General features: G+C 61.4%; 12 protein-coding genes and 2 pseudogenes. 9 read left to right on the top strand and 5 right to left on the bottom strand.

Annotation, left to right across the window (positions count from 1 at the left end; all coding sequences use genetic code 11):
- Positions 1-389, bottom strand: a pseudogene (locus PL640_RS24860) (ISKra4-like element ISMet1 family transposase); the annotation flags it as partial.
- An 85-nt stretch (positions 390-474) separates the two neighbouring features.
- Between PL640_RS24860 and PL640_RS24865 the strand changes: the two are divergent.
- A pseudogene (locus PL640_RS24865) lies at positions 475-873 on the top strand (helix-turn-helix domain-containing protein); the annotation flags it as partial.
- A gap of 212 nt (positions 874-1,085) precedes the next feature.
- Here PL640_RS24865 and PL640_RS24870 read toward each other — a convergent pair.
- Both PL640_RS24870 and PL640_RS24875 read right to left on the bottom strand, forming a co-directional pair.
- Positions 1,086-2,224, bottom strand: a protein-coding gene (locus PL640_RS24870) for an IS3 family transposase (protein WP_255830295.1) whose coding sequence is annotated in 2 segments (ribosomal slippage) — positions 1,086-1,966 and positions 1,966-2,224 — 1,140 coding nt in all. Because the reading frame shifts where the segments join, the coding sequence is not laid out codon by codon here.
- 156 nt (positions 2,225-2,380) lie between these two features.
- Entirely contained in the window at positions 2,381-3,409 is a 1,029-nt protein-coding gene (locus tag PL640_RS24875; protein ID WP_269825394.1) for an AraC family transcriptional regulator, read from the bottom strand.
- A gap of 125 nt (positions 3,410-3,534) precedes the next feature.
- Between PL640_RS24875 and PL640_RS24880 the strand changes: the two genes are divergently transcribed.
- From PL640_RS24880 to PL640_RS24895, 4 genes are all read left to right on the top strand, one after another.
- A complete protein-coding gene (locus tag PL640_RS24880; protein WP_269825393.1) occupies positions 3,535-4,983 on the top strand; it encodes an APC family permease in 1,449 nt (482 codons plus the stop codon).
- A 109-nt stretch (positions 4,984-5,092) separates the two neighbouring features.
- A complete protein-coding gene (locus PL640_RS24885; RefSeq protein ID WP_269825392.1) occupies positions 5,093-6,439 on the top strand; it encodes an aspartate aminotransferase family protein in 1,347 nt (448 codons plus the stop codon).
- A 51-nt stretch (positions 6,440-6,490) separates the two neighbouring features.
- Complete coding sequence (locus tag PL640_RS24890) at positions 6,491-7,939, top strand: aldehyde dehydrogenase (RefSeq protein WP_269825391.1); 1,449 nt, start codon at positions 6,491-6,493, stop codon at positions 7,937-7,939.
- Positions 7,940-8,232: 293 nt separating this feature from the next.
- A complete protein-coding gene (locus PL640_RS24895) occupies positions 8,233-8,985 on the top strand; it encodes an IS6 family transposase (RefSeq protein WP_113473931.1) in 753 nt (250 codons plus the stop codon).
- Positions 8,986-9,055: 70 nt separating this feature from the next.
- Here the strand turns inward: PL640_RS24895 and PL640_RS24900 are convergent, their stop codons facing one another.
- Both PL640_RS24900 and traA read right to left on the bottom strand, forming a co-directional pair.
- The gene (locus PL640_RS24900) at positions 9,056-9,811 is read right to left on the bottom strand and encodes a DUF6118 family protein (protein WP_128094872.1); all 756 of its coding nucleotides are present in this window, start codon (positions 9,809-9,811) and stop codon (positions 9,056-9,058) included.
- 12 nt (positions 9,812-9,823) lie between these two features.
- Positions 9,824-13,471, bottom strand: a complete 3,648-nt coding sequence (gene traA / locus PL640_RS24905) for a Ti-type conjugative transfer relaxase TraA (protein WP_269825390.1) — start codon at positions 13,469-13,471, stop codon at positions 9,824-9,826.
- A 277-nt stretch (positions 13,472-13,748) separates the two neighbouring features.
- On the opposite strand from traA, the gene PL640_RS24910 reads away from it, so the two are divergent.
- From PL640_RS24910 to PL640_RS24925, 4 genes are all read left to right on the top strand, one after another.
- Positions 13,749-14,525 (top strand): NYN domain-containing protein, encoded by a 777-nt coding sequence (locus tag PL640_RS24910; RefSeq protein WP_269825389.1) that lies wholly within the window; start codon positions 13,749-13,751, stop codon positions 14,523-14,525.
- A 13-nt stretch (positions 14,526-14,538) separates the two neighbouring features.
- The gene (locus tag PL640_RS24915) at positions 14,539-14,847 is read left to right on the top strand and encodes a mobilization protein (protein ID WP_269825388.1); all 309 of its coding nucleotides are present in this window, start codon (positions 14,539-14,541) and stop codon (positions 14,845-14,847) included.
- Entirely contained in the window at positions 14,844-16,508 is a 1,665-nt protein-coding gene (locus PL640_RS24920; RefSeq protein WP_269825387.1) for a type IV secretory system conjugative DNA transfer family protein, read from the top strand. Before PL640_RS24915 ends, PL640_RS24920 begins: the two co-directional genes overlap by 4 nt.
- A gap of 121 nt (positions 16,509-16,629) precedes the next feature.
- Complete coding sequence (locus PL640_RS24925) at positions 16,630-17,667, top strand: HEPN domain-containing protein (RefSeq protein WP_309578182.1); 1,038 nt, start codon at positions 16,630-16,632, stop codon at positions 17,665-17,667.
- Positions 17,668-17,671 lie beyond the last annotated feature (4 nt).

Consider the following 17,671-nt stretch of genomic DNA (forward strand, 5'->3'; position numbering starts at 1 on the left):
AGTTCGGGCGTCGCTCGATCGGGGCAGATTTCTTTCAGCGGCGCAAAGGCGCCGTCCATGCCCGGGTGGCAATCCCGGCACAGCATCCAGCGAGGATTGCGGACCTCCACTGTGCCGAATACGGTTCGGATCCGGCGTGATGTGTAGTCCTTAACCGGCCGGAATGTGTGGCAATCCGGGCAGACCCGACGGAAGAGGGAGTAGGTCTCTGCCTCATGGGCTACGACTGCGCTTTGCAGCGCCGTCATGATCGTCTTGCCGTCCTCAATCGACAGGCCAATGCCGCCGTCAAATAGACGTTCCCAACTCTTGTCGATATGAACGGCCTTCCTGCAAACGTCGCCGAACTCGTTCTTCCCCTCGATCGTGATCGTCCATTCCACCGCCATCGCTGCCTCTCCGAACAAAGCGATGCTGATGGACTGCACTGACCTAACAACCCGTGTCCGACCCCAGAGAAATTACCGGTCTCCCGCACACATGTTGCTGGTCGATCCGCCAGGACGTGAGCAGCGTTATTACAGCGGGTTTTCTCCGCGACTGACCCATGGAGACGCAGCCATTGTCAAGGCGCAGCATTTTCTTCAGTCAAATGGAGGTAGAGAAACCGGACTTGCACACCTAGCCGAACAGGCAGGGTTGGAAGAACGGACCTTCCTGCGTCGCTTTCAAAAAGCCACGGGCATGACTGCGACCGACTACGCTCAACGCCTTCGCGTCGCCAAGGCGCAGGAACTCTTGCAGTTTGGGCTTTTGCCGATCGAACGCATTGCTTGGGAGGTCGGTTATTCCGACCCGGGTGCGTTTCGGAAGATCTTCTTCCGGGTTGTTGGTCTGACACCGGGAGAATATCGCCAGCGATTTAGGGCGTAGCTGCGAAGCTTTTTGGATAAGAATGGGTCGCAAATTAACTGCCGCACTAACTAACTTAAATTCTTGCATGGAGAGTCCTGCAATTAAACGCAAAACGACAGGTCTGAAAGGGCGCTGTATTGCAGGAGCGAGTCATGGGTCCGATTTGAGCGAGAGCTGGCTCGGTTTGTCTGAACAGTTTCGGGCGTCTTGCTAAGTGGATTCCGCCTCGATTATGCCGCCACCATCATTGGTGCCAGCGCGTTGAAGTAGGCCTGATCCGGCGTCTGCCGGTCAAGGGATGAATGTGGGCGTCGGCTATTGTAAAAGGCCAGATAGCGGCCAATGCCCAGGCGGGCCTCAGATACGGTCTTGTAGGCGTGGAGGTAGACCTCCTCGTATTTGATCGACCGCCAGAGCCGCTCGACGAAGACGTTGTCCCGCCACGCACCCTTGCCATCCATTGAGATGGCGATCTCCGCCTTCTTCAGCACCGCCGTGAAGTCCATCGAGGTGAACTGCGAACCCTGGTCGGTATTGAATATTTCTGGCTTTCCGTAGCGAGCCAGCGCCTCCTCGACCGCTTCGATACAGAAGTCCGCTTCCATCGTGATCGACAGCCGCCACGACAAAACCTTCCGGCTGAACCAGTCCACGACGGCGCAGAGATAGACAAATCCTCGCGCCATGGGGATGTAGCTGATGTCCATGGCCCAGACTTGATTGGGTCTGGTGACGGCCAACTTGCGCAAGAGGTAGGGATAGATTTTGTGACCTGGCGCTGGTTTGGAGGTGTTCGGGCGACGGTAGATCGCCTCGATGCCCATCTTCTTCATCAGCGTGGCGACGTGCAGCCGCCCGGTCTCCAACCCTTCTCCTCTCAAGAGCCCTTGCAACATCCGGCTTCCGGCAAACGGGTAGTCGAGGTGCAGTTCGTCGATCCGCCGCATCAAGGTCAGATCGCCGTCGGACACTGGACGAGGCAGATAATAGACGCTGCCACGGCTGAAGCCGAGAAGCTTCGCCTGGCGTACGACGGAGAGTTTGTGCTCGCGGTCGATCATTTCTTTCCGCCCAGCAATCCCGCCTTGCCGAGCGCACCGGATAAAAAATCATTCTCCAGTGTCAGTTCGCCGATCTTAGCATGCAGCGTTTTGACGTCCACGGTCGGGCCTGCCGGTTCAGCCTTGGCTTCATCGCCGAAAACGCCCGTCGCCCCCTCAAGGAGCTGATCTTTCCACTGTTTGATCTGGTTGGCGTGCACATCGAACTGCTGGGACAACTCCACCAGCGTCTGCTCACCTCGGATGGCGGCAAGTGCCACCTTCGCCTTGAAAGCCGGGCTGTGGTTCCGGCGCGGTCGTCTCGTCATGGTATCTCCTGTTCCCGGCATCTAAGCCGAAGTCAGGCAGAAATTCCACTTATCCCCCCTGTGCAGATTTCCCGAGCCAGCTCTGCGCGACACTCCCGAACGGAGTTTTCGCCCACGTTGAGCAGGAATCCTGATAGCGGCCTTTATCAGAAATTTCTAAGGCCGATGTGTCCGCCTTCTCGGACTTCTGCCCGTCCAGTCCTTGAAGGCGCGGGAGAATACCGTAGCTTCGGCGTATCCAAGGGCAGTGGACACCTCTTCGAGAGACAGGCTCCCCTGAGCTAGATAGGCCATTGCCATCTGCTCCCGGTAGCTTCTCACGATATTTCGTAGCGACGTGCCTTCGACAGACAGTCGCCGCTGCAGTGTGCGCGCAGTCATCCCGAGTTCCGCGGCAAGGTGTTCGAGTTCCACAGGAGCCAGTCCCAGCCGCACGCTGACGAGCGCTCCCACTCGTTCTGTCGCGGATAGGTCGTTGTTGTTCGAGGCGATGGCCGAAGCCATGTGCTGGTTGAGTATGTTTATGAACTCCCGGTCTTCCGTTCGATGCTGCCGGTCCGCCTCGCTTTGATCCACAATCAGGCAGGTCCTCATCTGTCCGAACCTTACCCTCGTGCCGAAGATGCGCTGAAGAGCTGCGTCCTGTCCGCTGGCGGCGTGTTCGAAATGCACCTCCACTGGTCGCCAGTTCGCGTCGAACGCCGTTCTCAGCTGACTGCAGATGCAGGCCAGCGTGAATTCGTTGTCCTGTCTCGACAGACTGGCGGGCCGGATGTCAGCGTGAACCTTGTAGGCGCATAGGAGGCCTTCAGGAACCGACTGCACGGAGAAGCTGGTGGCCGACTGGAATGCGGTAGCATACCGGGCATAGTAGCTCAGCGCCGAGCCGATCGAGCTCGCCTGCATGAGAAGCAGGCCCATTGGCCACAGATCACCCGGCCTGACAGCGAAGCCAAGGCGCGCTCCGAGCACAGGGTCGTCGAAAGTTCGAGCAGCGTCTTCCAGGAATTCCAGATAGTCGCGCATGTCGACCCGGGCGGTCGGATCACCGAGGCGCTTGTCGGAAAGACCATGGCGGGTCAGCAGGGCTTTGAGTTGTCCGCCTGCGCCGGGAAGGTTCTGTATGATCGCCTGGAGGACGAACACTCGTATAGACGGCGTCTGGTGCTGGTGCGGAAAGGTCACGCTCTTTCCTTCCTCAGATTTTGTCGTAAATTGTCATGTTCGTGGCACGCTCTGCGATGGTTCGCCTTCGATACCCCGTCTCATATACTCAGAAAATAACAAACCAAATTGCAAGGGGAACCGCAATGTCAAACATAGAGAATGCGCGTCCAGCGGTTCAGAAGCTGGCATCCAACTCAGTTGGAGTGGGGCATATTGTATTCTTCGTAGTCGCAGCCGCGGCTCCAATGGCGGCCGTAGTGGGAGCCACGCCTCTAGCGTTCGCTTTCGGAAACCTGGGAGTACCCGGAGCATTCATTCTGGTCGGCTTGCTGTACCTCGTCTTTGCGGCGGGGTTCACCGCCATGGCGAAGCATGTGAGCAGTGCCGGCGGGTTCTATGCATATATATCGAGAGGACTTGGCCGACCATTGGCTGTCGCGGGGGCCTTTCTTGCGCTCGCCACGTATTTTTCCATCCAGGTCGGTATCTACGCGCAGGTCGGGGTCTTCGCGCGTGCTGCGCTCGAACCGCTCGGAGTTGCTCTCCCCTGGTGGGTGTGGTCGCTCGTCGTGCTCTCAGCGGTCCTGTGGTGTGGCCAGAGACACATCGTGTTCTCGGGCCGCCTGCTAGGCATCTGCATGATCGCAGAGCTGTTGATACTCACTGTGTTCGCCGTCGGCGTTGTGCTCACAGGTGGCGGCAGCGAGGGTCTGACCTTGTCTGGTTTCCAGCCGTCGGACGTGTTCTCCGCGGGGATCGGCGTCACGTTGATATTCGTCGTGAGCTCGTTCATCGGTTTCGAGGCGACGGCGATATTCGGCGAGGAGGCTGCAGACCCGGATCGAGCCATTCCACGTGCCACGGTGGCCGCTGTCCTTATCATTACCGTGTTCTATGCGTTCGTGAGTTGGGCGGTCATCCAGTACTACGGTGCGTCCGCCGTCAGCGCCAAGGCCAATGAGTCACTCGAGGGTTTCTACATCGGTGCGATCGCTGGAGTGCTCGGATCCTGGTCGACGGCCGTGGTCAACGTCCTTCTGCTGACCAGCCTCTTCGCCTGCCTCCTTTCGTTCCACAACACGCTGAACAGGTACTTCTTCGCACTTGGACGTGACGGGCTGCTCTGGAGCAGGCTGGCAACAGTCCACCATGCCACTGCTTCCCCGCGCGTCGCGGGCCGCTTCCAGGCGCTCCTTGTTGCTGTCGTCCTTATGGCCTTCGTGCTCGCAGGCTCGGATCCCTACGCCATCATCTATGCGTGGACCATCGCGTTCGCAGGCATCGGCATCCTCGCTGTGCAAATCCTGGTGTCGATCTCGATCGTCTCATACTTCCGCCGCGATCGACGGGGCTTCTCTGCGGCGCGTATCCTGGTCGCGCCGACGATCGCAGGCATCGCTCTGCTGGCAGCCTTTCTACAAGTGTCCCTAAACCTGTCTCTTCTGACGGGCAGTGACAGCATGATCGTTCAGTCCTTTCCTCTGTGCGTGATCGCCATTGGTGTGGCCGGTGCGGCACTCGCAATCCACATTCGGCGGACTAACCCGTCGCTATATGACCGCATGGACGCAACCTTCGCCGACGCAGGTTGAGATCGTCGATCCCGCACGCAGCACCGCGGATGGCCAGCCACCGACACCCTATTTGCTAGCCGTCGCCAAACCGACTGCACCCGAAACACGACACGAACGGAACTTTGACATGAAGCTCGATTACGATACCTCCCTGCGCAACTTCTCGGCGGCCTTCCATCTGTCGAAGGAGAAGACGCGCCATGGAGCGGACGCCATTCCCGGAGGCTTCAGCCGCAGAACCTTCAACTACGGTCCGCATGCGGTCTTCGCCGAACGTGGCGAGGGACAGTACATCCATACGATCGAAGGAAAACGCCTGCTCGATCTCAATAACAACTTTTCGACGAACGTGCTTGGCCACAACCATCCTGCCGTCGTGAAAGCCATCACCGACCTGCTCCCGATGGGATATTCATTCGGCAATCCGACTGGGCATGAGCTCGCTCTGGCCGGGCTGCTCTGCGAGCGGATCGACTCCGTCGAACAGGTCAAGTTCTTCTGCTCCGCGAGCGAGGCTTGTCTCGGGGCGGTGCGCATCGCTAGGGGCTACACGGGTCGGAAGAAGATCGCCAAGTTCGAGGGCGGCTACCACGGTTTCACGGACGACCTCGCTGTCTCCACGCACCCAAGTCCTGAGAACTTCCCGGGGCCGGACTTCAGTCCACGCTCAATTCCCGACTCCGACGGCATTCCATCGTACAAGATCGAGAACGTCATAACCCTCGTGCAGAACGATTTCGCCGCCTGCGAAAACATCCTGAGGCGCCACGCGGGAGATGTCTCCTGCATCATCATGGAGTTGCAGTCATGCGCGGGTGGGATCGTCTCCCTGACCAATGAGTTCGTGATCAAGCTTGGGAATTTGGCAAGGGAGCTGGGCGTCCTCGTCATCTTCGACGAGACCATCTCGCTTCGCGCTGCTTTCGGCGGTCTCCAGAGCCTCTACGACTTCAAGCCAGATCTCACAGTCATGGGAAAGATGATCGGCGGCGGGCTTCCGATCGGAGCGGTCGGGGGATCGAAGCGGATTTTCCGGGTGATCGAGGAGAATCAGGTCATGATGTCGGGCACCCACCACGGCCATCCAATGGCCTGCGCTGCTGGCCTCGCCACGATGCAGGTCATGGACCTGCAAGCATACAAGCGCCTGAACGAGATGGCGGACGAAGTCAAGAACGGCCTCAATGGGTGGGCACGCGACCACGGCTATCCGTTTGTAGTTTTCGGTGGGTTCTCGGTGCTGGGCTACGCGTTTACCAAGGAAGTTGGTCAGACAATCCAGACCCACCGCGACTACTGGAACAAGATCGACGAACGGAAAATGGCGATTTATGCGCTGGAAATGGCGACGCGGGGCTACTTCCCGGTCCATCGCGGACAGATTGGCCTGACGCTTCCGATGACCGATGAGGATATTACCGGATACGTTCAGACCACAAAGAACATTATCGCCGACATACACACGGTGGAGTGAACCGGATGCGAAGACACCGGCCGGTCACGAGCTTTTATGGGAGGAAATGGAATGCTTGAGCTCGAACAGATCATTAATGGCAAGTCCGCCGCGTCCCTGTCCGGAAGAACCTACGACCGGACGGACCCGTTCACCGGTGAGGTGGCGAGCCGGGCGCCCGCGTCTGACCTCGAGGACGTGCGTGCCGCTGTGGCTGCTGCATCCGCAGCCTTCCCTGCCTGGTCCAAAAGCGGGCCGGGTGAAAGGAGGCGTCTGCTCCTTAAGGCTTCGGAGATCATGCAGTCCAAAGCCGACGAGTTCGCTACGACGATGACCGCCGAGACTGGGGGCACGTCTGCTTGGGCAGGATTCAACGTGATGCTCGCCGCCGGGATTCTGCGCGAGGCTGCGAGCATGACAACGCAGATCCGCGGGGAGGTAATTCCATCCGACAAGCCAGGCACCTTGTCTTTGGCTGTCCGTCGGCCAGCAGGCGTGTGCCTCGGGATCGCGCCCTGGAACGCTCCGATCATCCTCGGGACCCGTGCGATCGCCACGGCGCTTGCATGTGGCAATACCGTCATCCTCAAGGCATCGGAAGTCTGCCCCGGAGTGCATCTTCTGATAGGGCGATGCCTCGTTGAGGCTGGATTCCCAGACGGTGTCGTGAACGTGATCACCAATGCTCCCCAGGATGCGGCCAAAGTGGTCGAAGCGCTCGTGGCTGCGCCAGAAGTCCGGCGGGTGAACTTCACTGGGTCAACAAAGATCGGCCGGATCATTGGCGAACTCTGCGGTCGACATCTTAAGCCTGCGTTGCTGGAACTCGGTGGCAAGGCACCGCTTATCGTACTCGATGACGCCGACATCGACGCAGCAGTAAATGCCGCGATCTTCGGTGCCTTTGCCAACATGGGTCAAATTTGCATGTCCACCGAACGCATTATCGTCGATGAGAAGATCGCGGATGAATTCACCGCGAAGATGGCTGCCCGTGCAAGGCAGCTCCCTGCAGGGGATCCGCGTGGGCATGTGGTGCTCGGCTCTCTCGTGTCTCCTGATGCGGCGTCGAAGATGGAGGAGTTCATCCGCGACGCGATCGAGAAGGGTGCTAGCCTCGTTGCAGGCGGCGGTCGCAGCGGCTCTGTCGTGGCTGCGACCTTGCTCGACCATGTGGGGGCCGGCATGCGTTGCTTCGACGAGGAATCATTCGGACCCGTCAAACCCATCATCCGCGTAAAGGACGAGGATGAGGCTGTCAGGATCGCCAACGAGACGGAATACGGCTTGGCGGCTGCAGTTTTCAGCCGCGACGTGCGACGGGCAATGGCGGTAGCCGAACGAATCGAGAGCGGAATCTGCCACATTAATGGCCCGACGGTTCACGATGAGGCGCAGATGCCGTTCGGTGGAGTGAAGAGTTCCGGCTATGGTCGCTTCGGCGGCACAGCAGGTATTAGCGAGTTCACGGACTTGCGTTGGATAACTGTCGAGGACCCCAACCAGCACTACCCTTTCTGAGCGAATATGTCGGAGTGCGAGGTTCGTGGGAGTTCAAGCAATTCGCGAATGATCAGCGTTACCCGAGGCCGTCCAGCACGACGAGGAATCTCTCGACACACTGCCATTTTCTTACGCACACCGGATTTTCTTCCATTAGTGCATTTGACGTAACTGAAGCATGCCATGCACTAATGCGTTCGATAAGTCAGTTTTGTCGAGGAGATCAGCGGGGCTTGTCGCAAATTTTCGTAGTTAACGGCCTATTGACCATCAGCGGAGAAATTCCCGCTCCCGAGTTGTGGAGTGTACCGATGATTCTCAATGCCATTACCGAAAAGCTGAAGCGCCAATCGAAGGACGACTTCAAGGGGCGGCATTTCGAGGCATGGCTCATTGTTCAGGCCGTTACCTGGTACTTGCGCTATCCGCTAAGCTATCGCGATTTGGAGGAGATGTTCCGAGAGCGCGGCTTCGAAGTGGATCACAGCACGATCAACCGGTGGGTCCTTGCCTACGCGCCGATGATCGAGAAAAGGCTGCGCCAGTTCCGCAGACCCCATTGCGGTTCGGTCCGCATTGACGAAACCTACATCAAGATCCGCGGCAAGTGGCGTTATCTGTACCGCGCCATCGACAAGCATGGAAACCCAGTGGATTTCCTTTTGACCGCAAAACGCGACCTCGATGCCGCCAAGCGGTTCTTCCGCAAAATGCTGAAGGACGAGCCCCTGCTCTCGCCGTGCAAGATCGGCACGGATGGTGCCAATACCTTCCCTTCAACGATCAAAATGGCCGTTGATGCAGGTCTGCTGCATCTCGGCCCAGTGCACTACGTTACCAAGCATCTCCAGCAAGGCATCGAGAGCGACCATTTCCGAGTGAAGAAGAACATGCCGAAGATCGGCGGCTTCCAATCTTTCAAGACCGCACGCCGGACCATTGCTGGTTTCGAAGCGATGCTATGGTTGAGAAAGGGCTTCGGCTTTTCCGGCAATTGGACCGTGAACGATCAGAATGATCTGCTCACGCGCCTCTTCGGACTTCAAAAGGTTAACAAAGCATGAAAACGCTGACGGTGGCAGGATAGTCTCAACCTACTGAAAGGTTTGCGACAAGCCCTTTCCAATCCTTCCTTTAGTTTTGCTGCCTGACCGGTGCTTTCACGATAATGGTGCATCGCTGATCCACGTCGGCCATGCGCGCGGCCTCGGCGCATTGGCCGATCGCCTCGGCATTGCCTCGCACGAGCTGCGAGGAATCGGCCACGCTGCGCCAGCTTCGAGGATCGGCCACCCGCATCATGGTGACGCCAGCGTTCCATCGGTCCTGACCTATGACGAGCGCCGCAACATGGCTGTCGGCCGAGAAGGGCAGGAAGCGCGGCAACAGCAAAATCAGGAATATGCCGACGAACAGCCCGATAAGGCCGGCCATCCACATGCGGAAATCCTGACTTTTCCGGTCGTAGGCGCTTTTCGTGTAGGCGCCGAGGTTCCGGCCGGCGCGCTCGAGGTCGGCCGCCTGGCGCTCGAGCTGCTGCACGGCGGTCCTCACCAGGCCCTCGCCGCTACGCTCGAGCGCGGCCGCATAATGCTGCGCACCCTGCCGGAGAATGGGCGACTGCTCGACGCCGTGCAGGCGCTCCGCAACATGGGCGAGTTGCTGCACGATCTGAGCCAGCTCCGGCTTGTAATCCTGCGCCGGCCCCTGCCGGTCAAATTCCTCAAAGGCGGCTTCCACACCCTTGCGTATGGTGGTCATCTCCCGCGTAAGGTCGCCGGCAAGACCTTCCACGGTCTGCCGTAGCGCGTCGAAGGCGGCGGCCGGATCGCCGGCGTCCTCGTCCAGTGCTTCGGGCAATCCTTCCCTGTCGTCGTCCAGCTCCGCCATGCTCTCTCCTGCCTACATTTCGATGCCATGGCCCCGGCTGAGGCGCTGGCCGCGTGTCATTTCCTCTTGCAGCGCGCGGGCAACGGTCTGCTCCCGGTGAAGTTCATGCCCGATTCCAAGCTCCCGACTGCGATTGCGCAGGATGGACTCTACCTGCGGGTCACGCTCTAGGCTCTTGGTCAGGCCATCCATCTGGCCTTCGACCTTGCCGCGCGCCTCGTCGTGCTGCCAGCCGCGAAGCTGCTGATGCTGGCCCTGTAGCTCCTGCCAGCGGTTCACGAACCGCTCGGCCCTGACATTGGGGTCTTGCAGCGCGGCGTTTTCGCGCTTCATCCCCTCAATGACATGGGCGACACGGTCCCGGCCGGAAAGCTCGGTCATGGCGCGCGCCGTCTGCGGGTCGTTTTGCAGGGTCGAGCGCATCAGCTCGTTCATACCGTCGCGCACCTGGTCGAGCTGCTGCCCGGCCCCGCGCATTTCCTGCCGCTGCATGTCGAGGACCGGCAGGCCCTCGCGCCGGTGCTGGTCAACCGACTGATAGGCCCGCACATAACGGTCAACGGCCGCCTCAAGCGGCGACTGCCGCCGCGCCCGCTCGGCAAGCCGATCTTGCGCCGGCGCCGGCCGCAAGCTCCCTTCCCTTTCCGGCCGCTCGCTACGCTCCTGAGGGGGCGAAGAACGCGCATTGAGCTTGAGGCCGGCGAACATGCCGCCCCGCTGTTTTTCGGCCTGCTGCGGCCCGTCCTCGCCGGCGCGGCCCTGCTCGGGCTGCTCGGCGGCCACGCCGCGCCCAAGTTTCAGACCCTCGAACGGATTGCGGTGCTGCTGCCGATCGGCGGCGAGATCCTCGCGAGGATCCGCATGAAGATCCTGCGCGAGATCTGCACCAAGTTTTTGCGAGGATCTCGGCGCGCGGTCCTCAATGCGCTCCCGTTCGGCAGGGTGCCGGTGTTCGGCCGTCGAGTCCCTGTCCTGACGCAGCTCGGCCCGCTCCTGGGAAAGCTGCTCGCGCGGAATCTCCATCTCGCTGCGGATGGCCATTTGCTCCGCTATCCCGCGCCGCTCGGCAAAGTCGCGGGTATAATCGAGCGTCGTTTCCTTCACGCCCGACCGGGATAGGCGGCGCTCTAGCTGGCTATAGGCCAGCTCGCCGGCGTCCTGAGCCTTCCATGTATTGCGGTGCGTCTCGGTGCCATCCGGCAAGGTGACGGGCATGGAACCCATATGCTGAAGGCCGATCTTCTCCCCGATCTCTGGCGCCTGCTTCGCAGCCTTCATGGCGCGCTCAAGATCGACGCCCCATAGGGTGCGGCGCTCGCCCTTGTCATTTTCCAGCGTCACGAAATAGCTCTGGCTGTTGCCTTCCTTGTGCTCGAACGGCGCGGCCCCATGCTCGACCAGCCGGCCGGCATTGGTGAACTCGTCCTGCGCCACATAAAGCTGCACCCCGTCACGATGCCGGGTCATGGCAACATAGGTTAGATGCCGGTCCATCGTTCCTGACGCCATCACATAGGCCCGATCGACCGTTGCGCCCTGATTTTTGTGAATCGTCGTTGCATAGCCGTGGTCGATCGCCTGATAATCGCCCATCGGGACGCTGACGCTATCGCCGCCCCGGCCGTCGAGCTGCACGACGATCATGGGGCCGGCACCCGGTCGGCCGGCCTCGACATGCTCGACGGTGCCTAGCATCCCGTTTTTCACGCCAAGGTCGCGGCTGTTTTCCAAGAATACGATGCGGTCGCCCGGTGCGAACTCCCGCTTTCCGTCATTGGTCTGGAAGGTCAGCGCGCCGGCGTCTTCCCCGCGCGCCAGCTCGCCCCGGTCCTGTAGCTCCGTCCGGATCGCGTCATTGATGGCCCGAACATCGGCCCGGCGATGCGCCATCGCAACCCGGGTGCCGTCCGGACGCTCGTCGCGGTCGGCAAGGTAATCGCGCACGATCTGGCCGCGCGCGTCCTCGCCCGTCTCGGCAAAGCTGATATTGCCATGATCCCGATAGGCCGCCAGCCCCTCGGCCGTCCGGTGCGTGGCGAAGTCAACCGACGCCTCCCGCTGCCAGTCCACGCGCTGCCGGCGTATCTCGGAAAGCTCGGCATGGCCGATTTCCTCCGTGATCGCCCGGAACGGTGCGCCGGCCCCGATCGCCTGTAGCTGCTCATGGTCGCCTACAAGGACGATCTTCGCCCCGCGCGCCTCGGCCTCACCAACGAAGCGGGCGAGCTGGCGGCTCCCGACCATCCCGGCCTCGTCGATCACGAACACGTCGCCGCGGCCGATCGTGCCGCGGTCGTTCTCCCAACCGTGGGACCACGACGCGAGGGTGCGGCTCTGGATGCCGGAAGATTCCTCCAAGCCCTCGGCCGCCTTCCCCGACAAGGCCGCGCCGTGGACCTGATAGCCCTCGGCCTCCCACGCCTCGCGCGCGGCCGCAAGCATGGTGGACTTGCCAGCGCCGGCATAACCGACAACGGCCGCGATCCTCTCCGGCCCGGTAATATGCTCGATCGCCCGGCACTGCTCGTCGGACAGCCGGGCGGAAGCATCGCCGGCGCTGCGCTGAATGGCGGCGTCCTGCCGCTCTATCGCCCGCTCGACATGCCGGCGATCGACGCCATGACCATGCGCGCCGTGCATCCGCTGCGCGCTCTCGATCATGCCGGATTCGATCTCGACCATTTCCCGCGTCGAATACCGGGCAAGCTCGATCTCGCCCGTTGCCGGGTCCGCGCGCTCGGCCTGCAACTCGACCAGCGCCGGCGAGGCCATCACCTTCGCAAAGGCGCTCTGGAACTCCTGCGGGTCGTCGTTGATGTAGCGATGCAGCGCCCGCGCAACGTCGTGCCGGTCGAACACGCTCTTTTCCCCGGTGATGAGGGTTAGAACCTGTTCGGGCTTCTCCTGGATCAGCTCGGCATTGCGCCGGGCCGCACCCTCGTCCAGCCGCGACCGCGACACGTCGAGGCCGCGCCGCTCCATCTGCGAGGCATGGACGCCCATATGTTCGGTCGGCGCGATCTCTAGCCCGCGCTCCATGTGCGAACGATGGTCGATGCGAATATCCAGCCCGGCCATCGCAAGGCGCTCGTTGGCGATCCCCTCCCATCGCTGGCGAAGGTCGCGGAGCTGCATGTCGGTCGTCGGCAGGTCGTGCACCAACAGCCATTTGTTTTCGCGCTCAAGATAGGTCTTGTCGCCTAGACCGTCCTCCGTCACTTGCCGCGTGGTCATAAGAATATGCGCATGGTGATTGCGAACGTCGCTCGCCTCGTGCGGCGCATGAATGGCGAAGTCCACGGCCGCGCCGTAGCGGTCGGCCAGCTCCTGCGCCATCTCCCGCGTTGCCTCTAGACGCTGCTCGGCCGATAGCTCATGCGGCAAGGCAATCTCGAACTCGCGGGCAACGCGGGCGTCCTTCCGCTTTTCGGCAAACTCGGCGGCGTTCCACAAGCCCGACCGATCCCGCGCCCAATCGGCGTTCACGCCTTCCGGCAAGACGATCTCTGCATGTTCCACGCCCTGCTTGGCCGTGTAGTCGTGCGTGATCCCGTCGCGCTCGTTGGTCAGCTTCTCCCCGGCACGATAAGCCATCGAGGCGACGGAACTACGGCCGCCCGCCCGCGAAACTGGCTTCATGCTCAAATGGTAGATTGCCAACCCATTGCCTCGATCTTGCTTCCGCCTTTCCCGCCAGTCTCCAACCTGGCAGCGCGCTGAGTTGCGCAGCAACTCGTAAGTGCGCCCTTCTCAACTCAATCGCTTCGCTCTTTCGTCGCTCGGTGTGGCGCTTGCGGCAAGCTCGATGCAAAAAAGATGAAGCCAGATTTTGCGGCAAATGCCGTGATTTTGCAAGGTAGAGCAAGGCAACAAGATCAGAAGCGCTTGAGCCGCGCGTGTGTTCGTATAGTCTGACGGCCTACGGAGGACGAAGACTATGGCAATCGACAATAACCAGACATTGGCGCTGCTGATCGACGGCGACAATGCTTCGTCCAAGATCGTCGCCGGCCTTCTCGCTGAAATCGCCAACTACGGAACCGCCAGCGTCAAACGTATCTATGGCGACTGGACCAAGCCCAACCTCAACGGCTGGAAAGAGTGCCTGCTGGAACACTCGATTCAGCCGGTCCAGCAATTCGCCTATACGACCGGCAAGAATGCCACTGATGGCGCTATGATTATCGACGCAATGGACCTGCTCTATACGGGCCGCTTTTCCGGCTTCTGCATCGTCTCTAGCGACAGTGATTTCGCCCGCCTCGCCGCGCGCATCCGGGAACAGGGCGTCACCGTCTATGGCTTCGGGGAGCGTAAAACGCCTCGCCCCTTCATCACCGCTTGCGACAAGTTCGTTTATTTCGACGTGCTCAATGCCACCGGAGAACAAAAGGAAGCGGAAGCCGTCGCCGCGCCCAAGGCGGCCGCTGCCAAACCTGTGCCGGAGAAAGCGGCTCTCGATCGCGTTGCCCTCGACATGCTGGCGAAGGCTGTAACCGCTTCGGCCGATGAAGACGGCCGCGCTAACCTCGCCCGCGTCGGCGCGCACCTGGCGAAACAGTCGCCGGATTTCGATGCCCGCAACTATGGCTTTCCACGCCTCTCCGAACTGGTCGAGGCGTCCGGCATAGTCGAGGTCGAGCGCATTGGCGACAACCCGAAAATCATCATGGTTCGCCTCAAGGGTGAGGCTGCCGCCCGCCCCACGAGATAGGAGGGAACGACATATGGCACGCAAGACGATCGAACAAAGGCTGGCCGAACTGGACGCGCAGCGCGCCAGTCTCAAGGCCAGGCTATCGAAACAGGAACGCGCCAACGATACCCGCCGTAAGGTACTGCTCGGCGCGCTCGTCCTTCATCGCCTCGACAACGGCACGGATGAGGAATTTGCCCGCCGCCTGCGCGAATGGCTCAAGCGTGAGCTGCCCGGCTTCTTGACACGGCCCGGCGACAAAGACCTGTTTGACGATCTGCTCACGTCAGCGCCGGCAACCGGGGAAGGAACGCAAAATGCCGGGGAGGTCGATTCATGAGCCAGGCAACGCTTGCATGGGCCGCCTTCAAGAACATGCTGCGCGCGGCCGGCCGTGATCCCCTATGGGCTTTCGTCGGTCTGCTCACCCTGCCCTTTCGCATTTGGAAGCCGCTGCTAGGGGCGCTGTTCATCCTCATTATCGTCCTGTTCGTCATCGGCATGGGCGGCCGGTTCTTCCTCGAAAATATGGGCTTCGGTCCCGGCTCGATCCCGTTCGTAGCCCTCGATCTCGTCACGCTGCTGGTGCTGGCCGCCCTGGTCTTCCGCTTCCTCACCAATCCCCTGATTACCCATTTCGGGGATATGGAAGATGAAACCCACGGCTCGGCCCGCTTTGCCACCAACAAGGAAGTCGCGCCCCTCACGCGATCCGATTCCGGCCTGCTCATCGGCCGCGACGGCAAGACCGGAAAGCTCCTGCGCTATGACGGCCCGGCCCATCTGCTGACGATGGCTCCGACGCGCACCGGCAAGGGCGTCGGCACCATCATCCCGAACCTGCTCACCGCCGACCGCTCCGTGATCTGCATTGATCCCAAGGGCGAGAACGCCAGGATCGCCGGCCGCGCCCGCCAGCAATTCGGGCCGGTCCATGTCCTCGACCCCTTCGGCGTCACCGGCCAGCCCTCGGCCGCCTTCAATCCGCTCGACCAGCTCGACCCGGCCGGCCTCGATGTCGCGGAAGATGCCAGCACCCTTGCCGACGCCCTGGTGTTCGATGAACCGGGTATGGCCGGTGAAGCCCATTGGAACGAGGAAGCCAAGGCGCTGATCGCCGGCATCATCCTCTATGTCGTGTGTCACAACGCCCATGAAGACCGCACCCTTGAAATGGTGCGCTACTGCCTCACCGCCGCCCCTGACGCCTTCCTCGCCATGTTGAAGGACATGCAGGCCAGCACGGCGGCGCGCGGCCTGATCGCCCGCGCCGCAAATCGCCATCTCGCCAAATCCGATCGCGAGGCGGCCGGCGTCCTCTCGGCCGCGCAGCGCCATACCCATTTCCTCGACAGCCCCCGCATTGTCGATGTGACGGCCCGATCCGATTTCCGCTTTGCCGATCTCAAGCGCCGCAACGTCTCCGTCTTCCTCGTCCTGCCGCCCGATCGCCTGTCCACCTATTCGCGCTGGCTGCGCCTGCTCGTCGCCCAAAGCCTCACCGACATGGCCCGCGATCCCGCCAAGCCGGCCGCCCCGGTCCTCTACCTGCTCGATGAGTTCGCAGCCCTCGGTCACCTGGCCCCAGTCGAGCGCGCAATGGGCCTTATGGCCGGCTACGGCGTCCAGCTCTGGCCCATTCTTCAGGACGTTCACCAGCTCCGCGCCACCTACGGGCAGCGCGCCGGCACCTTCCTGTCAAACGCCGGCGTCCTACAGGTGTTCGGCGTCAACGATCACGACAGCGCCCGCCTTGTCTCCGATCTGCTCGGACAGGAAACCGTGGTGTTCCAGACCATGAGCCGGGCGCTCGATTCCGACAGGTCCGGAATCTCCTATGGCGAGCAACACACGGCCCGGCCGCTGCTCACCCCTGATGAGGTCCGCAACCTGCCCTCACATGCCGAATTACTGTTCCTGGCCGGGCAACGCCCGATCGTCGCCGGCAAGCTCGCCTATTATGCCGATCCCGAATTTAAGGGGCTGTTTGATGCCCCATGAAGCCCTCGGCCATCTGCCCGACAATAAGCGGCGCGAGCTGGAGCGGGTTGCCCGCATCCTGTTCGATGAGTTCGAGGATGCCCAAAAAACCTAGCTCTCCGACAAGCACAAGAACGGCCGCATCCTCAAGCTGATCCTGTTCGGCTCCTATGCGCGCGGCGATTGGGTCGAGGACCGCAAGAGCGGCTATCGTTCCGACTATGACTTGCTCGTCGTGGTCAACAGTGATGCCTTTGCCGATCCCGGCGAATATTGGGACCAGGCGGCCGAACGCTTCGTGCGTGAGCTGACCGTCACCAGGCACCTGGCAACGCCGGTCAACTTCATCGTTCACTCGCTCATGGACGTGAACGACCAGCTCACCCACGGCCGCCCGTTCTTCGTGGACATAGCCCGCGACGGCATCGTGATCTACGAGGTTCCGGGCTACCCCCTCGTCTCGCCCAAAACGCTGGAGCCAGAGGTTGCGAAAGCCGAAGCGCGCCGACACTTCGACCACTGGTTCCCCCTCGCCCGTCATGCCCTCAAGCTCGCCCAGGACAGCATTGAGGACGATGTGAGCCGGGATGCCGCGTTCATGCTGCACCAGGCCATTGAACGCCTCTATCATTGCCTCCTGCTCGTGGTGACACTCTACAGCCCGAAATCGCACCGACTGACCTTCCTGCGTTCCCATGCGGAGCGCACCGATCCCCGGCTTATCGAAGCATGGCCGCGCGATACCCGGTTTGCCCGGCGCTGCTTCGCCACGGTCGATCGCGCCTATATCGGCGCGCGATATTCCCCCGAATACATCATCACCGGCGAGGAACTGGCCTGGCTGGTCGAGCGCGTGAAAATCCTGCTCTCGATCGTCGCCACCATCTGCGCCGAACACCTCCAACCGGAAGGCAAGCCGGGGAGTTGGACCTATGACAACATCGTCGCGGCCGAAACCGCCATCGAAATTCTGAGCCAGGCGCGCGGCATGGTCTCGGCCCGGCTGCGCAAAATCAAGGATGATGACCCGGCCCAGGCCAGGATTCTCCGCGCCAAGCGCCGCGAGCTGGTGACGCTGTTGCGCTCCATCCGGCCCCACGATCCGGAAGCCGCAAAGGCCATCGCCGCCACCTGGGGGCCGCGCGTCAAAGACGATGCCCGGTTCTGGCGGGAGCTATAGGTGA

The organism is Agrobacterium sp. ST15.16.024 (assembly GCF_027956545.1).
In the GTDB taxonomy this organism is placed as follows: domain Bacteria; phylum Pseudomonadota; class Alphaproteobacteria; order Rhizobiales; family Rhizobiaceae; genus Agrobacterium; species Agrobacterium cucumeris.

Coding starts and splice junctions, on each gene's coding strand:
- PL640_RS24880 (WP_269825393.1), top strand. CDS start 3,535: ATGTCAAACATAGAGAATGCGCGTCCAGCGGTTCAGAAGCTGGCATCC.
- PL640_RS24885 (WP_269825392.1), top strand. CDS start 5,093: ATGAAGCTCGATTACGATACCTCCCTGCGCAACTTCTCGGCGGCCTTC.
- PL640_RS24890 (WP_269825391.1), top strand. CDS start 6,491: ATGCTTGAGCTCGAACAGATCATTAATGGCAAGTCCGCCGCGTCCCTG.
- PL640_RS24895 (WP_113473931.1), top strand. CDS start 8,233: ATGATTCTCAATGCCATTACCGAAAAGCTGAAGCGCCAATCGAAGGAC.
- PL640_RS24900 (WP_128094872.1), bottom strand. CDS start 9,811: ATGGCGGAGCTGGACGACGACAGGGAAGGATTGCCCGAAGCACTGGAC.
- PL640_RS24910 (WP_269825389.1), top strand. CDS start 13,749: ATGGCAATCGACAATAACCAGACATTGGCGCTGCTGATCGACGGCGAC.
- PL640_RS24915 (WP_269825388.1), top strand. CDS start 14,539: ATGGCACGCAAGACGATCGAACAAAGGCTGGCCGAACTGGACGCGCAG.
- PL640_RS24920 (WP_269825387.1), top strand. CDS start 14,844: ATGAGCCAGGCAACGCTTGCATGGGCCGCCTTCAAGAACATGCTGCGC.